The 15,558-nt window shown below is 72.7% G+C and carries 15 protein-coding genes; 1 reads left to right on the forward strand and 14 read right to left on the reverse strand.

All coding sequences use genetic code 11. From position 1 onward, the window contains the following. Nucleotides 1-18: 18 nt before the first annotated feature. From ACIPRD_RS10720 to ACIPRD_RS10740, 5 genes are all read right to left on the reverse strand, one after another. Nucleotides 19-480 carry an SUKH-4 family immunity protein gene (locus tag ACIPRD_RS10720; RefSeq protein ID WP_401562126.1) on the reverse strand — a complete coding sequence of 154 codons (462 nt, stop codon included), beginning with the start codon at nt 478-480 and terminating at the stop codon, nt 19-21. Further along, on the reverse strand, nt 477-626 hold the full coding sequence (locus ACIPRD_RS10725) for a hypothetical protein (RefSeq protein WP_401562127.1): 150 nt from the start codon (nt 624-626) through the stop codon (nt 477-479). Before ACIPRD_RS10725 ends, ACIPRD_RS10720 begins: the two co-directional genes overlap by 4 nt. A gap of 113 nt (nt 627-739) precedes the next feature. Beyond that, the gene (locus ACIPRD_RS10730; RefSeq protein ID WP_401563156.1) at nt 740-1,555 is read right to left on the reverse strand and encodes an amino acid ABC transporter ATP-binding protein; all 816 of its coding nucleotides are present in this window, start codon (nt 1,553-1,555) and stop codon (nt 740-742) included. 274 nt (nt 1,556-1,829) lie between these two features. Further along, the gene (locus ACIPRD_RS10735; protein WP_356402666.1) at nt 1,830-1,964 is read right to left on the reverse strand and encodes a hypothetical protein; all 135 of its coding nucleotides are present in this window, start codon (nt 1,962-1,964) and stop codon (nt 1,830-1,832) included. 95 nt (nt 1,965-2,059) lie between these two features. Continuing rightward, nucleotides 2,060-2,875, reverse strand: a complete 816-nt coding sequence (locus ACIPRD_RS10740) for a DUF427 domain-containing protein (RefSeq protein WP_356402668.1) — start codon at nt 2,873-2,875, stop codon at nt 2,060-2,062. Nucleotides 2,876-3,141: 266 nt separating this feature from the next. On the opposite strand from ACIPRD_RS10740, the gene ACIPRD_RS10745 reads away from it, so the two are divergent. Further along, nucleotides 3,142-5,046, forward strand: coding sequence for an SMI1/KNR4 family protein (locus ACIPRD_RS10745; protein ID WP_401562129.1), 1,905 nt, complete (start codon nt 3,142-3,144; stop codon nt 5,044-5,046). 238 nt (nt 5,047-5,284) lie between these two features. Here the strand turns inward: ACIPRD_RS10745 and ACIPRD_RS10750 are convergent, their stop codons facing one another. From ACIPRD_RS10750 to ACIPRD_RS10790, 9 genes are all read right to left on the reverse strand, one after another. Continuing rightward, entirely contained in the window at nt 5,285-6,553 is a 1,269-nt protein-coding gene (locus ACIPRD_RS10750; protein ID WP_401562131.1) for a cytochrome P450, read from the reverse strand. A 4-nt stretch (nt 6,554-6,557) separates the two neighbouring features. Continuing rightward, a complete protein-coding gene (locus tag ACIPRD_RS10755) occupies nt 6,558-7,826 on the reverse strand; it encodes a cytochrome P450 (RefSeq protein ID WP_356402674.1) in 1,269 nt (422 codons plus the stop codon). Next, nucleotides 7,826-8,416, reverse strand: coding sequence for a GTP-binding protein (locus ACIPRD_RS10760; RefSeq protein WP_401562133.1), 591 nt, complete (start codon nt 8,414-8,416; stop codon nt 7,826-7,828). Before ACIPRD_RS10760 ends, ACIPRD_RS10755 begins: the two co-directional genes overlap by 1 nt. Beyond that, nucleotides 8,394-8,762: a DUF742 domain-containing protein gene (locus tag ACIPRD_RS10765; protein ID WP_356402678.1), complete on the reverse strand. Its 369-nt coding sequence runs from the start codon at nt 8,760-8,762 to the stop codon at nt 8,394-8,396. Before ACIPRD_RS10765 ends, ACIPRD_RS10760 begins: the two co-directional genes overlap by 23 nt. Continuing rightward, the gene (locus ACIPRD_RS10770) at nt 8,759-9,172 is read right to left on the reverse strand and encodes a roadblock/LC7 domain-containing protein (protein ID WP_356402680.1); all 414 of its coding nucleotides are present in this window, start codon (nt 9,170-9,172) and stop codon (nt 8,759-8,761) included. Before ACIPRD_RS10770 ends, ACIPRD_RS10765 begins: the two co-directional genes overlap by 4 nt. Beyond that, nucleotides 9,169-10,464: an ATP-binding protein gene (locus ACIPRD_RS10775; RefSeq protein ID WP_401562135.1), complete on the reverse strand. Its 1,296-nt coding sequence runs from the start codon at nt 10,462-10,464 to the stop codon at nt 9,169-9,171. Before ACIPRD_RS10775 ends, ACIPRD_RS10770 begins: the two co-directional genes overlap by 4 nt. A gap of 358 nt (nt 10,465-10,822) precedes the next feature. Then, nucleotides 10,823-12,295 carry a multicopper oxidase family protein gene (locus ACIPRD_RS10780; protein ID WP_356402684.1) on the reverse strand — a complete coding sequence of 491 codons (1,473 nt, stop codon included), beginning with the start codon at nt 12,293-12,295 and terminating at the stop codon, nt 10,823-10,825. Nucleotides 12,296-12,491: 196 nt separating this feature from the next. After that, nucleotides 12,492-12,887, reverse strand: coding sequence for a glycine cleavage system protein GcvH (gcvH, locus tag ACIPRD_RS10785; RefSeq protein ID WP_356402686.1), 396 nt, complete (start codon nt 12,885-12,887; stop codon nt 12,492-12,494). Between the two features lie 66 nt (nt 12,888-12,953). Next, entirely contained in the window at nt 12,954-15,284 is a 2,331-nt protein-coding gene (locus tag ACIPRD_RS10790) for an FUSC family protein (RefSeq protein WP_401562137.1), read from the reverse strand. Nucleotides 15,285-15,558: the final 274 nt, after the last annotated feature.

Raw genomic sequence — 15,558 nt, forward strand, 5'->3', positions numbered from 1 at the left:
TCCCGGTGTTCCGCGTGGTCAGACGTTCATGCCGTAGCCCAGTTCCTCGGCGGCGATGTGCCAGAAGGAGTTCTCGTCGGCGACGGCGTCGGGGTCGAGCGCCCGGAATCGGTCCAGCAGCGCCTCGGTGAGTGCGTCGGCTGCCTGTTCGGCCAACTCCAGGGCCTCGTCGTCAGCCGTACCGTCGTCGGCCCCCTCGAACGCGGCGGCCTCGGTGGCGGCTTCGCCGTAGGCGTGATGGAAGGCGGCGAAGGCCTCGACACCCGAGTTCACCCATCGGGGGTCTCCGTCCTCCGGCAGGCACCACAGCGAGCCGTCGTCGCGCCGGACGGCGAGCGCGCTCAGCCCCGGGTCGACCGCGACCAGGGCGTACCGCGCACCGCCGACCGCGCGTTCCGTGAACGGGGAGTCCTGCCACACCCCGGGGTACGGGCTGTCGGCGCATCCGGCCAGCAGTGCGGCGGCTTCGGTGTCGTTCATGCGGCGAACATAGCCTGCGCCGCCGACGGCAGGCGGGCCCGGGGCAGGTGCGGTCGGGCGGTGGTCCGGCTGACGAAGTCCGCGACGGTGTCCTCCATCTGCCGCAGCCCGGGGTCCTCCAGGCGGTCCTTGCTCAGGACCCGCATATGGCGGCAGGGTCGTTGACCAGCGCGGACATCGTGGACGCCAGGCTCATCGGGTACTTGGCGGCGGCGGCCGGTGTCTTCGCGAGCATGCAGACAGTGTGGGACTCGCCGGTTCAGAGGACCTTGCTGAGGAAGTCCCTGGTCCGCTCGTGCCTCGGGTGATCCAGCACCTGGCCGGGCGGCCCCTGCTCGACGATCCGGCCGCCGTCCATGAAGACCACCTGGTCGGCGACCTCGCGGGCGAAGCCGATCTCGTGGGTGACGATGACGAGGGTGGTGCCGCCGGCCGCCAGGTCCTTGATCACGGCCAGCACCTCACCGACCAGTTCGGGGTCGAGGGCGGAGGTGGGCTCGTCGAAGAGGACGACGCCGGGACGCAGGGCCAGGGCGCGCGCGATGGCGACCCGTTGCTGCTGTCCGCCGGACAACTGGCGCGGGTAGGCCCGGGTCCTGTCGGCGAGCCCGACGCGGGCGAGGAGTTCGCGGGCCAGATCCTGGGCCTCCGCCCTGTTCAGCCTGCCGGTCGCCACCGGGGCCGTCGCGACGTTCTCCAGGACGGTCAGGTGCGGGAAGAGGTTGAAGTTCTGGAACACGAACCCGATGCGGCCGCGCTGGGCCAGAACGACCCGTTCGCTCAGCTCCTTGAGCCGTCCTCCCTCCCGGCGCACCCCGATCGGCTCGCCGTTCACGCTGACATGACCCGCCTCGGGCTTCTCCAGATGGTTGATCACCCTGAGCAGCGTGGACTTGCCCGAGCCGGAGGGGCCGAGCACGACCGTGACCTCGCCGGGCCGTACCGTCAACTGGACTCCGTCCAGGACATGATGGGCACCGAACCACTTGTGCACATGGTGGACCTCGACGGCGGCGGGATCCGTGCCGGACGCGACTCCGCCCTCCGCCTCGGCCTCCGCCGTCTTCCCCGTCAGCCTGTTCGTCACTCGCCGTCTCCCTCTCCGTCTGTGTCTGCGTGTACGTGGCCGGTCGGAGGTGTACGCCGGTTCGCTCGCCCGGGCGGTGGTAAGGCCGTCTCCCGCCGAACCCGGGAGCCTGCGTCGCGCAGCGCGTTCCGAGCCGTCGGCGACGGGGCCGGGGCGGGGACTGGGCGGGGTGCGCGGTGCGGGAGGGCCGCTCAGGCAGGCCGCGCCGATCCAAGACACACAGTGATGCCGGGAGACTCGCTCCTCAGCGGCTCGGAACCCGTCAGAGCTGACGGACGGCGCGACAAGCGGCCGTACACAGAGCGCTGTTGACGCGCAGCAGGTCGACGGAGCGGTCCGCGCACAGCAGGACGCGGCCGGGGCGCCGCGGTGCGGCCGTCCCGTGAGCTGCGTGCATGGCCGTCACCGTCGCTTCTCCGCCCCTGGAGCAACTCGCTGTGGGCGGCCAGTAAGACACGCCCCGCGGAGGGATGTCAACGCACCCGAGCACGCTCACGTCGGCGGCCGCTCCCTGAGCATTCCGCTGAACGGGGTGACAGGGCGATCCAGTCGGTCGCCGTCGACGGTGAGGGTGACCGCCTCGTTGTAGAAGGCGAGGAGATCCTTGACGGCGCCCACCGCGGGCAGCGGCTCCGGGTAGCTCCAGACGACGTTCGGCGGAACGTCGCCCTCGCCCCGCCACGACCAGTACACGGCGGTGCCCTTGTAGGGGCAGCCGGTGCTGTGGTCGGTGGGTTCGAACAGGTCCAGACGGACGTCCTCGCGCGGAATGTAGTACCGGGTCGGCAGGCCGGTCTCGAAGACCAGGACGGGGCGGCGGGTGTCGGCGACGACCGTGCCGTCGATCTCGACCCGGACGTGGCGGCTGCCCGCGATCGCGTCGACCCGCTTGTGCGGGTCGCGGGGGTGCACGAAGATCTCTTCCTCCTCCTCGTACCAGTGGTCCAGGCCCCGCCCGGACCGCTGGAACCACTCGAACGCGATGTGGCCGGCCAGGTCTTCGGCGGGGAACGTCCACGCGGCGTTCTCGGCCGTCGCACCGGCGGTCTCGAGATCGTAGAAGATCCGCGATCCGGTGTGCGTGCCCGTCGGGGGGTTCTTCGCCGGGCGCAGCAGGTCCTCGCGGACGTCGGCGCGGGGGAAGGCGTACAGCGGTACCGGCAGTCCGGGTTCCCACACGAGGACCGGGTGCCTGCTGTCGACGACGGTGACCTCGCCCTTGCGGCCGCGTACCCAGCGCTCACTGGGCTCCCACAGGATGCCTTCGGGAGTGGTCCGTACGGCTCGCGCGGTGGGGAACGTGGTCATGCCCGGGTCTCCTTCGGCGCCGGCCCTCCCGCCGGCATCGGCGGTCCTCCGTCGACGTTACTGCCGGCTCACCCGCACAGCGATCCGTACGACCGCCCCACGCCAGGACACGCGCCGAAGCGGGCGACTCGGGCGACACGGCCGTCACCACCGGTTCGGCCGGTTCGGTCGATGCAGCCGATGCAGCCGATGCAGCCGATGCAGCCGATGCCGGAACGCCGTACGTGCCCGGGGCGTTGTCAGTGGTGGCTGGCACCATCGCGGGTATGGCGGACATCGACGACTGGCATTCCTTCCTCGCGCAGTGGTCCCAGGAATGGGAGGATGCGCAGGATGGCGGCGCGCCCGCGGCCCCCGCGCCGGAAAACGGCCCTGCGGGTACGGACACGCTGGGCTTCCCGCCCGCTTCCGAGGAGCGGATTCTGGCGCTGGAGGAGCGGCTGGGGCACCGGCTGCCGCCCTCTTACCGGGCGTTCGTGGCGGTGAGCGACGGATGGCGGCACGCGGGCGGCTTCGTGTGGCGGCTCGCCGGGACCGGCGAGGTGCGGTGGCACGAGGACGCGGAGGGGCTCTCCGAGTATTTCCCGGGTGAACCGGACGACGAACCCACACCCGAGGACGCGTTGCTCGCCGGGATGTGGAGCAGGTCGCTCCAGCTCGACGTGGAGTCGGACGGCGTCTACGTGCTGCTGGATCCGGGGGACACGGACGGCGACGGCGAGTGGGCCGTGTACACCTACGCGTCGTGGCGGGCGAGTCCGCCGGAACGCCATCCGTCGTTCGGGGCGTTCATGCGGGACATGTACCAGGAGTTCCACCGGCTGGAGGTGGACCGCTCGTCGCGGGAGGGGCGCGAGTTCGCCAACGCGACCACGAGGGCGCTGGACGAGGCCGTCGAGGCGGCACGGCGGGACGCGCTGGCCGGCCGGTACGAGCGGGCCAGCGCGGCGCTGGCGGAGGCGGTCGCGTACGGCAGGCCGAGAGCGCAGGGGCTGCGTGACCAGATACGCCGGTTCCTCGGGGAGACCTACATGGTGTACTTCCCCGGGCTCGCCGCCGATCCGCTGTACGCGCCGGAGATCCTGCCCGTGCTGGCCGCCGAGCACGCTCGGCACCACCGGGACGAGACGCACGCGCTTTCGTTCGCCAGGAGCGTCGGTGTCCCGGCGGACGGCCCGGCGGACGACGTCCTGCGTCGGGTACGGGCAGGCACCTGCCGCTACGCCCCCGAGGGGCCCTTCGGGCTCGCCGTGGAGGAGGCGCGGGAGCAGGCGCGCTGGGGCGACACCGACGCCGCTTGGCGCACGCTGCGTGGCGCGCTCGACGCGTGGCGGCCCCTGGGTCCCGACCACCTCGCCCCGGTCGGACTGTGCGCCGATCCGGTGCTCGGTCCGCTGCTCACCGTCGAGCGCGGCCGGGAACTGCTGGCCACGCCCCGTGCCGGGCGACAGGGCGAGACACCGGTGCCGTCGGGCGACCTCGATCCGCCGGGCCTGGCGTGGCTGGCGGACGGGGAGCAGGGCGTCTTCCGGGCGTCGTACCGCTTCGTGCTCGTGGAGTCGGTGGAGCCGGCCGCTCTGCCCGGGCTCCTCGGCGCGGACGGCACCACCACCGTGCTGAACGAGCCGATGACCTTGTGGGACGCGCGGATGCGCCTGCGGGAGAACAGCTCGTCCTGGGAGGACCGGGCGCTGACCGCGGTGGGCCGGGCGGGTCGGGGCTGGAGCTTCGCCGTGGAGCCGGGTCCGGGCGGGAGGTTCTCCGAGAAGCGGTTCGTCTCCCCCGGTACCGCCGCGTCCCGGGGTACGCGCGCGGTGACGGTGTGGTGCGAGCCGGGCGACCCGCACCGGCCCGGTGTCTTCCAGCTGTCCGTGGCGCGGGACGGGGTGGAGCAGTACGGCTTCACCGTGCGCGGGGAGGAGGTGACCGGGCAGGGGGCGATACCGGACGTTCTTGATCCGCACCGGCTCTTCCAGGAGGACGGCCCGGCTTCCGGGCGGCTGGGCGAGCGCCGGGCGCTGGAGGCGCTCACCGCCCTGTTCGGCGTACGGTTGCCGCGGTTCGCCCTCGCTCACGGACGCCTTCACTCGTTCCGCACCCGGCCGTGGAACCGGGCGCCGGGCCCGGGCGAGGGCTACATGACCGTCAGAGTGGTCCACGGCACTCCGTGACCACGCAGGTCCGTGACCACGCAGGTCCGTGACCGCGCCGACGGCCGGACCGGACCGCGACCCGCCGGGCCGGCCGGGCCGGCGGACGCGGACTCGGCACGGGTGCGGACTCGGTGCGGGTGCGGACCCGGCGCGGATGCGGGCACCGGCGCGGATGCGGGCACCGGCACACAGCCGTTGCGCCGGTGGCCGGGGCCGTCCGCGACGGACGGCCCCGGCCACCGGTGTGGGAAGAGCGTCAGGCGGTCGTGGGCTCCGGGCGGACGGTCCGGCCGAGGCGCACCGGGATGCTCTGGTGGCCGTTGGAGATGAAGCTGGCGAGCGGCTTCAGCTCTCCGGGGTCGACGGCGAGGCTCAGGTCGGGGAAGCGGGCGAAGAGGGCGGAGAGCGCGATGCGCGCCTCGGCGCGGGCGAGTTCGAAGCCGAGGCAGAAGTGGACGCCGTGGCCGAAGGCGAGGTGGTCGCGGGCGGTCTCGCGCGTGACGTCGAACCGGTCGGCGTCGGACCCGTGGGCGCCCGGATCGCGGCCCGCGGCGGCGAAGTTGACGACCAGGGCGTCGCCCTTGGCGAAGGTGACCCCGCTCGCCTCGTCGGTGAGGTCGTTCACGGCGAAGCGCATGATCATCGTCGCGAGGGGGGCCTCCAGCCGGAGGGCCTCCTCGACGACCTGGTCCCAGGGGGTCTTGCCCGAGGTGACGAGGGCGAGCTGGTCGGGATGGGTGAGCAGGAGGACCGTGGCGTGGTCGAGCAGGTTGACGGTCGTCTCGTGGCCGGCGCCGATGAGGAGCATCATGCTGTCGGCCAGTTCCTGCGTGGTGATCTCGCCGGCGGCCTGGGCGCGGACGAGACTGGTCGTCACGTCCTTCTCGGGGTGCTCACGCTTGTACTCGATCAGCCGGCCGATCAGCCCGTACACGTCGGTGGCGGCGGCGACGGCCTCCTCGGGGGTGCTCCCGGTGGAGAAGAGCCGGCCGATGGTGTCCCGGAACGCGTCGTGCAGGTCGTCGGGGACGCCGAGGACGGCGTTGACGACGAGGAGCGGGAGGCGCCAGGCGAAGCGGGCGCGCAGGTCGACGGTCTCGTCGGGGCCGGCGTCCTCGAGTTCGTCCAGCAGTCCCTGGGTGATCTCCTCGATCCGCGGGACGAGGGCGCGCACCCGGCGCGAGGTGAACGCGGTGGACAGGGCGCGGCGCAGCCGGCGGTGCTCCGTGCCGTACGCGGACAGGGCGTTGCGGACGTCGACCCAGATGCGCAGGGGCCAGTCGGCGGGGACCTCGCCGTCGATGTAGGCGGGCCAGTGCTGGGAGGCGTCCTTGGAGATGTCGGGGTGGACGAGCAGGCGGCGTATGAGCGCGGGGTCGGTGACCGACCAGGCTCTGATGTCGCCGGGGAGGAGGGCCGGGGCGGCGGGTCCCAGGGCGCGGAGGGCGTCGGCCTCGGCGTGGATGTCCGTGCCGGCTCCGTCGATGGCGTAGGGGCAGCCGGTGACAGGGGTCGTGGAAGTCATGGCATCACTTTCCGGCGGGTGCGAGTGGAGTGTGGGGCTTGAATCGGACGGGCAGGGCGGCCGGCCCGGCGAGGAACGTGCCGGGCAGCGCCGGGATCTCGGCGGGGTCGACCGCGAGGCGCAGACCGCTGAGGCGGTCCAGGAGGCGTTCGACGGCGGTCTCGGAGATGACGCGGGCCAGTCCGGGGGCCGGGCAGGCGTGCGGGCCGGCCGAGAAGGCGAGGTGCGCCCGGTTGCCGACGCGGTCGTCCGGTGCGACGGCGAGTTCGGGGTCGCGGTTGGCCGCGGCGAAGCTGCACAGGATGGGGTAGCCGGGTTCCACGAGCACGTGGTCGATGCGCTGGGGGCCCTGCGCGTACAGGGGGCAGTAGTTGGCGACCGGCGGCTCGTCCCAGAGAACCTCTTCGAGCGCGGCGGCGACGGGGCGGATGCCGGTGTGGACGCTGCCGGAGAACCGCTGGTCGGTGAGGTAGCGCTGCACGCCGCTCGCGATGTGCTTGCCGGCCGGGGGCGCCGCGGCGCCGAAGACGAGGAGCAGGGTCTGCACCATCTCCTCGTCGCCGAGGCCGGTCTGGGTCAGGTACGTGACGATGTCGCGGCCCGGCTGGTCGCGCTTGAGCCGTACGAGGTCCAGGCACGCGGCTTCGAGGTCGGCGTTGGCGTCGGCGGCGTCGGGGCCGGCGGCGAAGAGCCGGGTGACGGCGTGGACGATGCGTTCGCCGATGTCGGCCGGGCAGCTGAAGAGGTCGATGACGCTGAGCATCGCCAGCGGGTCCGCGTACTGGGCGACGAGGTCGGCCTCACCGGCCGCGGCGAACGTGTCGACGAGTCCGTCCGCGATGCGGGCGACGGCGTCGGTGACGGCGTAGGTGTCGACGCGGGCGAGGGCGGTGGTGATGGCGCCGCGCAGCCGCTGGTGCTCCTCGCCGTCCTTCCACAGGGCGTTGTCGCGGGGCTGCATCATCACCCTGGCCGGGCTGTCGGCCGGGACCTTTCCGTCCATCAGGGCCTGCCAGTTGGCCGTCGGGTCCTTGGCGAACAGTTTCGGGCTGTTGCGCAGGAGGTGGACGACCGCGCGGTAGGTGACGGCCAGGTAGCCGTACACGCCGGGGGCGATCTCGACGGGGGCGATGGGGCCCTGCCGGCGCAGCCGCCGGTAGGTGGCGTGCGGGTCGGCGTCGAACTCCGGGCCGTGGATCGGCAGCGGCGCCTCCGACGGAGAGGTGTGTGCTCCCGGCGGGCACTGCGCGGCGTGCGGGGGGTGAGCGGTCATCAGGAGGACTCCGGCATGAGGTCGAGCAGGTGGCGGATCAGAACGGCCAGCGCGCCGCGCGAACTGTCCGGATCACGTGCGTCGCAGATGACGAGGGGGGTGGGACCGTCGAGATCCATCACCTCGCGCAGCCGCTCCGGCGAGTGCACGGGCGCGCCGTCGAAGGCGTTGACGGCGACGGCGTACGGCAGCCCGAGCTTCTCGATGAGTTCGAGGATCGGGTAGGTCTCGCGCAGGCGCCGGGTGTCGACGAGGACGAGTGCGCCGAGCGCTCCCTCGGCGAGGTCGCTCACGATGGGGAAGAACCGTTCCTGTCCGGGCGCGCCGAAGAGGTAGAGGACGAGGTCCTCGGCCAGGTGCAGCCGGCCGAAGTCCATCGCCACGGTCGTGGTCGACTTGTCCGGCAGGTCGGTGTGGTCCGTGGCCGTGCCCGCTGCCGTCATCACCTCCTCGGTGCTGACGGGGCGGATCTGGGAGAGCCCGTGGACCAGCGTGGTCTTCCCGGCCCCGACGTGCCCGGCGATCAGGATCTTCACGGTCCGTTCGGTGCCGCGCAGCGCGGGCGGCTCAGAGGCGTTGAAGCCCGGCAAGAACGTCCTCCAGCAGTTCACGGGTCTTGGCGGGGGCGGGCGCGGTGATGCGCTGCCGCGTGGTGATGTGCCCGGTCTCCATCAGATCGGCGAGCAGGATGCGCAGCACGCTCACCGGCAGGGCGAGCAGTGCTCCGAGTTCGGCCACCGACTGGGATCCCTCGGCGAGGGCCTCCAGGATCCGGAGCTGTTCGGGGTTGAGCTGGGTCCGGGTGAGGGAGCCGGCCGACGAGGACAGTGTGATCAGGGTGATGTGGTCGAAGGTGTTGCGGCTGGCGTACGACCGGCCTCCGGTGATCACATACGTCCGCACCAGCCGGTCGTCACCGTGCCCTGCCGGGCTCATCCGTGCTCGGCGGGCGACTGCCTCGGCTCGACACTGAGTTCAGTGCCCAGCCGCTTCACGACGTCGGCCATCTGGTAGGAGAAGGCGGCGATGTCGACATCGCTGTCGGCGGACGCCACGAGGAAGCAGCCGCTGCCGGCGGCGATGATGAAGAGGAAGCCGTCGCGGTAGCTGACCATGGTCTGCTGCCAGGGCGTCTTCTCGTCGCCGACGAACCGCGCGGCGTTGCGGCTGAGCGACTGGAGTCCGGAGGCGGTCGCGGATATGTGGTCGGCCAGGTCCTGCTCGACGTCCTCGGAGGCGGCCATCGGCAGTCCGTCGGCGGACAGGACGACCGCGTAGCGGGCGTGCGGGAACTGGACGAGATTGTCCACGATCCAGCTCAGGTCGGGTCGGACACTGCTGGTCACGGGGTCGGCTCCTTGGGCGCGCGGGGCTGGGCGGGGATGTGGGCGCGGGTGACACGGGCGAAGGCGGCAAGGGCCTCGCCGGCGTCCCGCGGCGGGGGTTCGGTGGCGGGGAGGGTACTCTCCACCGGCTGGGGCTTGACGCGGCGGCGCATGGGCAGCCCGTCCTCCGCCACGGGGTAGGAGCGGGCCGGTTCGGCGGTGTCCGCGGCCGCCGTGGAGGCGGGGGCGGGGGTGGTCCGCGCGGCGGGTTCCGGGGCGGGGTCCGCCGGTGCGTCGACGAGGAGGTCGCGGGGGATGAAGACCACGGCCCGCGTTCCTCCGTGCCGGGAGTACTCCTCGTCGATGCTGACGTGGAAGCCGTAGCGGGCGGCCAGGTCGCCGACGCCGGCGTGGCCGAAGGCCGCCGGGTTGTCGATCTCGGTGAAGCGGAAGGGTTCGCGGCCGGACAGCCGCCGGTCGGCCTTCTGCCGCACCTCGGCGGACATGCCGGGTCCGGCATCGTGGATCTGGACGCTCACCCCTCGGTGGGCCTCCAGGACGGTCACCTCGACCGGGGTGGTCGGAGCGCTCTGGCGGGCGGCGTTGTCCATGAGTTCGGCCAGCACCAGCACCAGCGCCTCGACGATCCGGCCGGAGACGTGGAACTCGCAGGTGGCGGGGACCTGTACGCGGCGGAAGTCGCGGATGCGGGACATGCCTCCGCGTACGGCGTCCAGCAGGGCCGTGTCGTCACGCTGGCGGCCGGGCCAGCTTCCGGTGAGCACGCTCAGGAGCTGGAGGCGGCGCAGCAGCTGGCTGGTGGCGTGGTCGATCGGCTGGATCAGTTCCAGGAGCTTCTCGTCGTGCCGGGTGTCCAGCAACTGGGTGATGGCGACCTGGAGTTCGTAGCCGAGCGACTGCACGGAGCGGGTCGCGGCGCGCACGGCCACCCGTGCCGCGCCTTCCGACAGCTCGGACTGCTCCGCGATGAGGCGGCTGATCTGCTCCAGGACGGCCCGGTACGCCGTGTCGACCTCGGTACCGGCGAGTTCGGGGTGGAGCAGGCCTTCGGTCGCGGTGCCGGCCTCCGCCCTGCTCTGCTGTGCGAGCACCTGCCGGGGCAGCCGGGTCTCGGCCAGGTGCGAGGCCTCCACCTCGTGGACGGCCACCCGGCGGTCGGCGCGCACGGCGGCTTCGGCGGCGGCTCTGCCGGACTGCCCCGCCTTGGCGCGGTAGTGGATCGCGACGCCCCCGGCGGCGGCAGCGGCGACGGACGGAGCCCACAGCAGCACATCCTGCACGAGCGGGTTCATGGGGCGACCTCTTAGCTTGGGGGTGGCGTGCGGGCCGGGGGCTGCCGCCACCCGGCCGGACGAATGCTCCTGCCCCCGGGGAGGGGCGGTACGGCACTCACGCTTCCCCCAGACCGACTACTCAGCGGATGTTCGCGCACGAATGCCAACTCGGCTGAGAGGAAGTCCAGTTGACGAACAGAAGGTGACACGGCCGAACCGGATCGTGATCCTCCCTTGAGTGTCGGCGCACTGTCAACTGAGGCGATCAAGAACGGCGGCACGGATCGCGGCGGTCACCGAGGGGGTGTCGGAACCGGTGCGGGAAGGGGGCCGGACCGGGGCGGCGGAGAGCGCCGGAGCACCGGCCGGCCGCCGGTCACTTCTCGATCTGGAGCACCGCCATCATGCCCGCGTCCTCGTGGTTGAGCACGTGGCAGTGCACGACCGTCCTGCCCGGATAGTCGCGGAACCGGATGCGCACGACCATGGTCCCGCGCTGGGGCACGTCGACGGTGTCCTGCAGGCCGTAGTCGGTCCGCGGTCTGCCGTTGACGCTCATCACCTGGAAGTCGTTGGTGTGGACGTGGAAGGAGTGGACCTCGTCGCTGTCGTTCTTGATGGTCCACTCTTCGGTGGTGCCCAGCCTGGAGCGGAAGTCGACGCGGTTGTGGTCGAACTGCCTGCCGTTGATGTAGAAGAGCGTGCCCGCCTTGTTCTCGGTGAAGACGACCGACTTGCGTGCCGCGACGGGCTCCGCGCCCAGGTCGTCGGCGGGGGCGAAGGTCGTGGGGAGCGCCGCCGGCCGCTCGGGCGTGCCTTCGGAGCGGACCGTGGCCAGCGTCGCGCGGGGGAACTTGTTGCCGGCCTTGCCGGTGTCGTACGGCAGGGTCAGCAGTTCCGAGGTGCCGGCCTTCGGGCCCTGCACGAGTACGTCGTAGCGGGCTCCGGCCGGGATGACCAGGGAGTCGGCCGAGTAGACCTTGTGCACCGGGTAGCCGTCCTGGGCGACGACGTGGAATCTGGTGCCCGGCAGCGCCACCTTGTAGAAGATGTTCGCCCCGATGTTCGCGAGGCGCCACAGCTGGGTCTCGCCGGGCCTGATCCGGATCCTCGGGTTGAGCTGGCCGTCGACGGTGCGTGTGGTGGGCGCGCCCATCTTGAGGTCGGCGGTCTTGATGCGGTCGCCCACGATCTGGAAGTCCTTGAGCGCGACGACGTGTTCGGTGATGCCGCGCAGCCGCGCGGGCAGGTACCGGTCCAGGCCGTCGACCACGATGAGTCCGGCCATGCCGCCCGCGGTCTGGGCCGCGGAGAGCGTGTGCGGGTGCGGGTGGTACCAGTACGTGCCCGGTTCCAGGCTCTTGGGGAAGGCGTACGCGTACTGGAACGTCCTGCCCGGCGCGATGCTGAGGAAGACGTTGTCCGAGTTCCCGGCGGGTGAGACGTGCATGCCGTGCACGTGCAGGTTGGTCTGCTGGTCGAGCCGGTTCTCGAAGGTGATCTCCATCCGGTCCCCGGCGCGCAGCCGGAGCGTGGGCGGCATGTACATCCCGTTGTAGGTCAGGGCCCACAGCTCGCGGCCCGCCAGCCGCACCTTCCTGCGCTCGACCACGATCCTCGTACGGAGCAGGCCGTTCCTGCTCACGACCTCTGCCGGGTCGCGCAGATCGGCGGTCGCCCGCGCGGTGACGGCCGGCGACGGGGACACCGTGGCGGACAGGCTGGCCGGGGCCGCCTCCGTGTGGCTGTGCGCACCGGGCTCCGTCCGCGCGGTGCAGCCGGCGGCGAGCGCGAGCGCAGCGAGCGCGGATCCGGCGGCGGTGCGGATCGCGCGGATGTGTGCGGACAAGCGGGACTCCCCTGCGCTGCGGTGGCGGACGGACGCGTGGCCGGCCGCCATCATGCACGGGGAGCCGGGGGAAACCGGTGACGACGCGAGGGGCGGTCACCGGTGTCACCTCGGTCGGCGGACCGTACGGCTCCGGGCTCCCGTGCCGGCGGTCCGGCTCGATACGCGGAGTCGGTCTTCCGGGTGAGCCGCCGGGTCAGTCGTCCGACTCGGCGCTGCAGTAGTCGCGGTACTGCTTGGCGTCGAGCAGACCCTCCAGGTGCCCCCGGTCGGCCACCTTGACGTCGATCAGCCAGCCGTCGCCGTACGCGTCGACGTTGATGTCCTCGGGCGAGTCGTTCAGCGCCTCGTTCACGGCGGTCACCGTGCCGTCGACCGGCATGTAGACCTCGGTCACCGCCTTCACCGACTCCAGGGTGCCGAAGGGCGCCGTCGCCTCGAACCGGTCCCCCACCTTCGGCAGCTCGGCGTACACGATGTCGCCGAGCTGCTTCTGGGCGTGGTCGGTGATGCCGATGCGGGCGGTGTCGCCCGTGATCCGCAGCCACTCGTGGTCCTTGGTGTACCGGCAGTCTTCAGGGATGTTCGCCATCGGAGCTCCTTGAGGGTTGATCAGCAGGATCAGCCTGCCGCCTCAGGGGCCGTGAGGGGCGGAATGTCACCCGGACGAGTGGGGCGGGGTCCGGCCGGTGCCGCCCGCGGCCGGCCGTACGTCCGCGTGACCGGCCACCGCCGCGGCGAGGCTCGGCTGGAGCCGGCGGGCGGCGTCGAGGTGGTCGCGGGTCCAGATGAGACGGACCGCGGTGGCGGCGTCCTGCTCCTGGTCGTCGTGCAGGGCGCGGAAGATGGTGTCGGCCAGGCGTCCGGCCAGGGCCGGATCGTGCTCGACCGGCGCCGGAAGGGCGGCGCCGTGCTCCACAGTGGCGCCCAGGTACCCGAACCAGTCGGTCACGCGGGTGGTCGCGGCCAGCAGCGTACGGCGGGCCTCGTCCCGGTCGGCGCCCGGGAACCGGCCGTCGGCGTGCCGCCACAGGGACAGGACGGCGTCGGCCGCGAGCCGCAGTCCGACCACCCCGGTGACGAGCGTGGTCATGTCCGCGAGCGGCATCTGCTTGGATCCCCGCTCGGCGAGGTAGTTGCGGAAGGCGTCGTCCAGCCGGCGCGCGGCCGCGGCGGCCTCGCGGCCGGCCCGCAGCGCCTGCCCGGGCCCGACGGGTCCCGCGGCGGAGCCGACGGCGTACTCCACCGTGGACGTGAGGTACCGCGCGCTCTCGGTGTACGCGTCGGCCAGGGCGTGGTCGACGGCGGCCGAGGCTCCGCGCGGCCAGAAGAACAGGGCGACGAGAACGCTCACCCCGCAGCCGAGGGCGATGTCCTCGATGCGCAGGAGCACGATGTGCCAGTCCGGGTTCTGGTCGATGTTGAACAGCACGACCAGGGTGATGGTGAAGGCCGCCTGGCCGGCCGCGAAGGAGATGACTGCGGGGGCGATCCCGGCGAGCAGGATCGCGAGCGGCAGCAGAAACCACAGGACCGTCCCGTGGTGGCCGATCAGGCGCAGCAGTCCGGCTCCGACGACGGATCCGACGACCGTCCCCATGACGGCCCGTACGGCGCTCTGGCCGGTGTTGAGCGCGTTGGACCGCAGCACCGACAGGGTGCCCAGCAGGACCCAGAAGGAGTGCTGGACGCTGGTCGCACCGGCCAGGGCGACCGCGATCCCGAGGCCGATCGCGCCGCGGACGCTGTTGTGCAGCCACATCGAATGGCGTTCCAGGTGAGCCCTCGCCCTTGCCGCCGCGGCGGCCAGCGGCGCGGTCGGGTCGTCCGGTTCGAGCCCCAGGAGCCGCTCGGCCCAGCTGCGCTGTTCGGCGGCCGCGGCCTGCTGGACGTTGGCGGCGATCTGCAGGACCGCGAAGCCCAGTTCATGGGCGCGGAAGGACAGGTCCAGAGAGGTCAGGAACCCGTAGACCTCCGTCACCGTGCCGGGCCGTACGGCGGGCAGACGGGTGGTGGAGCGCTCCTCCATGTGGTCGAGGGCGGAGCGCAGCGCGGCCGCCGAGGACCGCAGTCCGGCCGTGTCCGCACGGAGGTCGCCGAGCAGGACGGCGGCCTCATCGAGAACGTCGGCCGCGGCACGGCGTGCGGCGCGGGCGGCGGGGTCGGGGCGCGGTACGTGGTCGCCGTAGTCGGCGGTGTCGTCCAGGATGCCCCGCAGCCAGGTGAGTTCGTCGACCAGGCGTACCAGGGCCCGGGAGGTCGCCGAGAGCCCGGCGGGCCGGTAGGGGGTGGCCTCGAAGGCATGGCGCAGGTCTTCCGCGGCCGCCTCGGTGCGCTCGGCGGCGACCCCGCACAGCGGGACGCCGGGGGCTTGCGGCCCGCCGTCCAGATGGGCGGCCTCGGTGCGCAGCTGCAGGGCGGCCGCGCGGCAGACACGGGCGGCGGGCGGGGCGACGGGGTCGCCCGCGGGGCGCGGCCACAGCAGGCAGATCGCGAGGGCGGCGGCAGCGGCGGCGAGCCCGGCGCCGGCGAGCCGTTCGGGGAGCTGCGCGAGCGGGGCCGGGGTCGTCACCGGCAGGATGAACGCCAGCAGCAGTGCGGTCGAGGCCCCGGCGAGGACCGAGCTGACGACCCCTCCGAACAGCACCAGGAAGCCGACCACGACCGTCGAGACGACGGCGGCCCACGGCGGGTGCGCCACCACCGTGCCCAGACAGATCAGCACCCCCCAGGCCGCCGTCAGGCTCAGCTGGGCGCGCAGGCGCTGCATCATGGGGCCGGTGAACTCCACGAGGAGCAGCATCGAGAACGAGGCGAAGGCCGCGTAGCTCGCCATGACGTGGGAGTGGAACACCTGGGTGCACAGCGCGAACAGCGCGGGCATGACCAGGGCGGTCCGGCAGGCCCGCCGCGTCGCCGCCAGCTCCGGGTCGCGGGCCCGCAGCCGCTCCACCGCCCGCGCCGCGCCGATCCGACCTGGTGCTCGCATGGACCCGCACGCCTCTCGCCGAGGGGACGGCCGGCCGCCCCGCTGCTGCCGAGTATCCGCCGCGCCCGCCCGTGCCGCCGGTGACCTGCCGTACGACTCACGGAGGTGGCGGAGTGCGCGGGGGTGTGCGGGGGATCATGGCACCGCCGGTGCGGGTGCCGGTGTCGGGCGGGGACATCACCGTCCCGCCGCCCGGAGCCGGCCGGCCGTCGGGTTCACCGGCGGCACGCCCGGACGTGACCGGGAGCGGGCGGGCGATGCCGTACGGTCCGGC

The sequence above is a fragment of the Streptomyces sp. NPDC090108 genome (assembly GCF_044747185.1).
Taxonomy (GTDB): Bacteria; Actinomycetota; Actinomycetes; order Streptomycetales; family Streptomycetaceae; genus Streptomyces.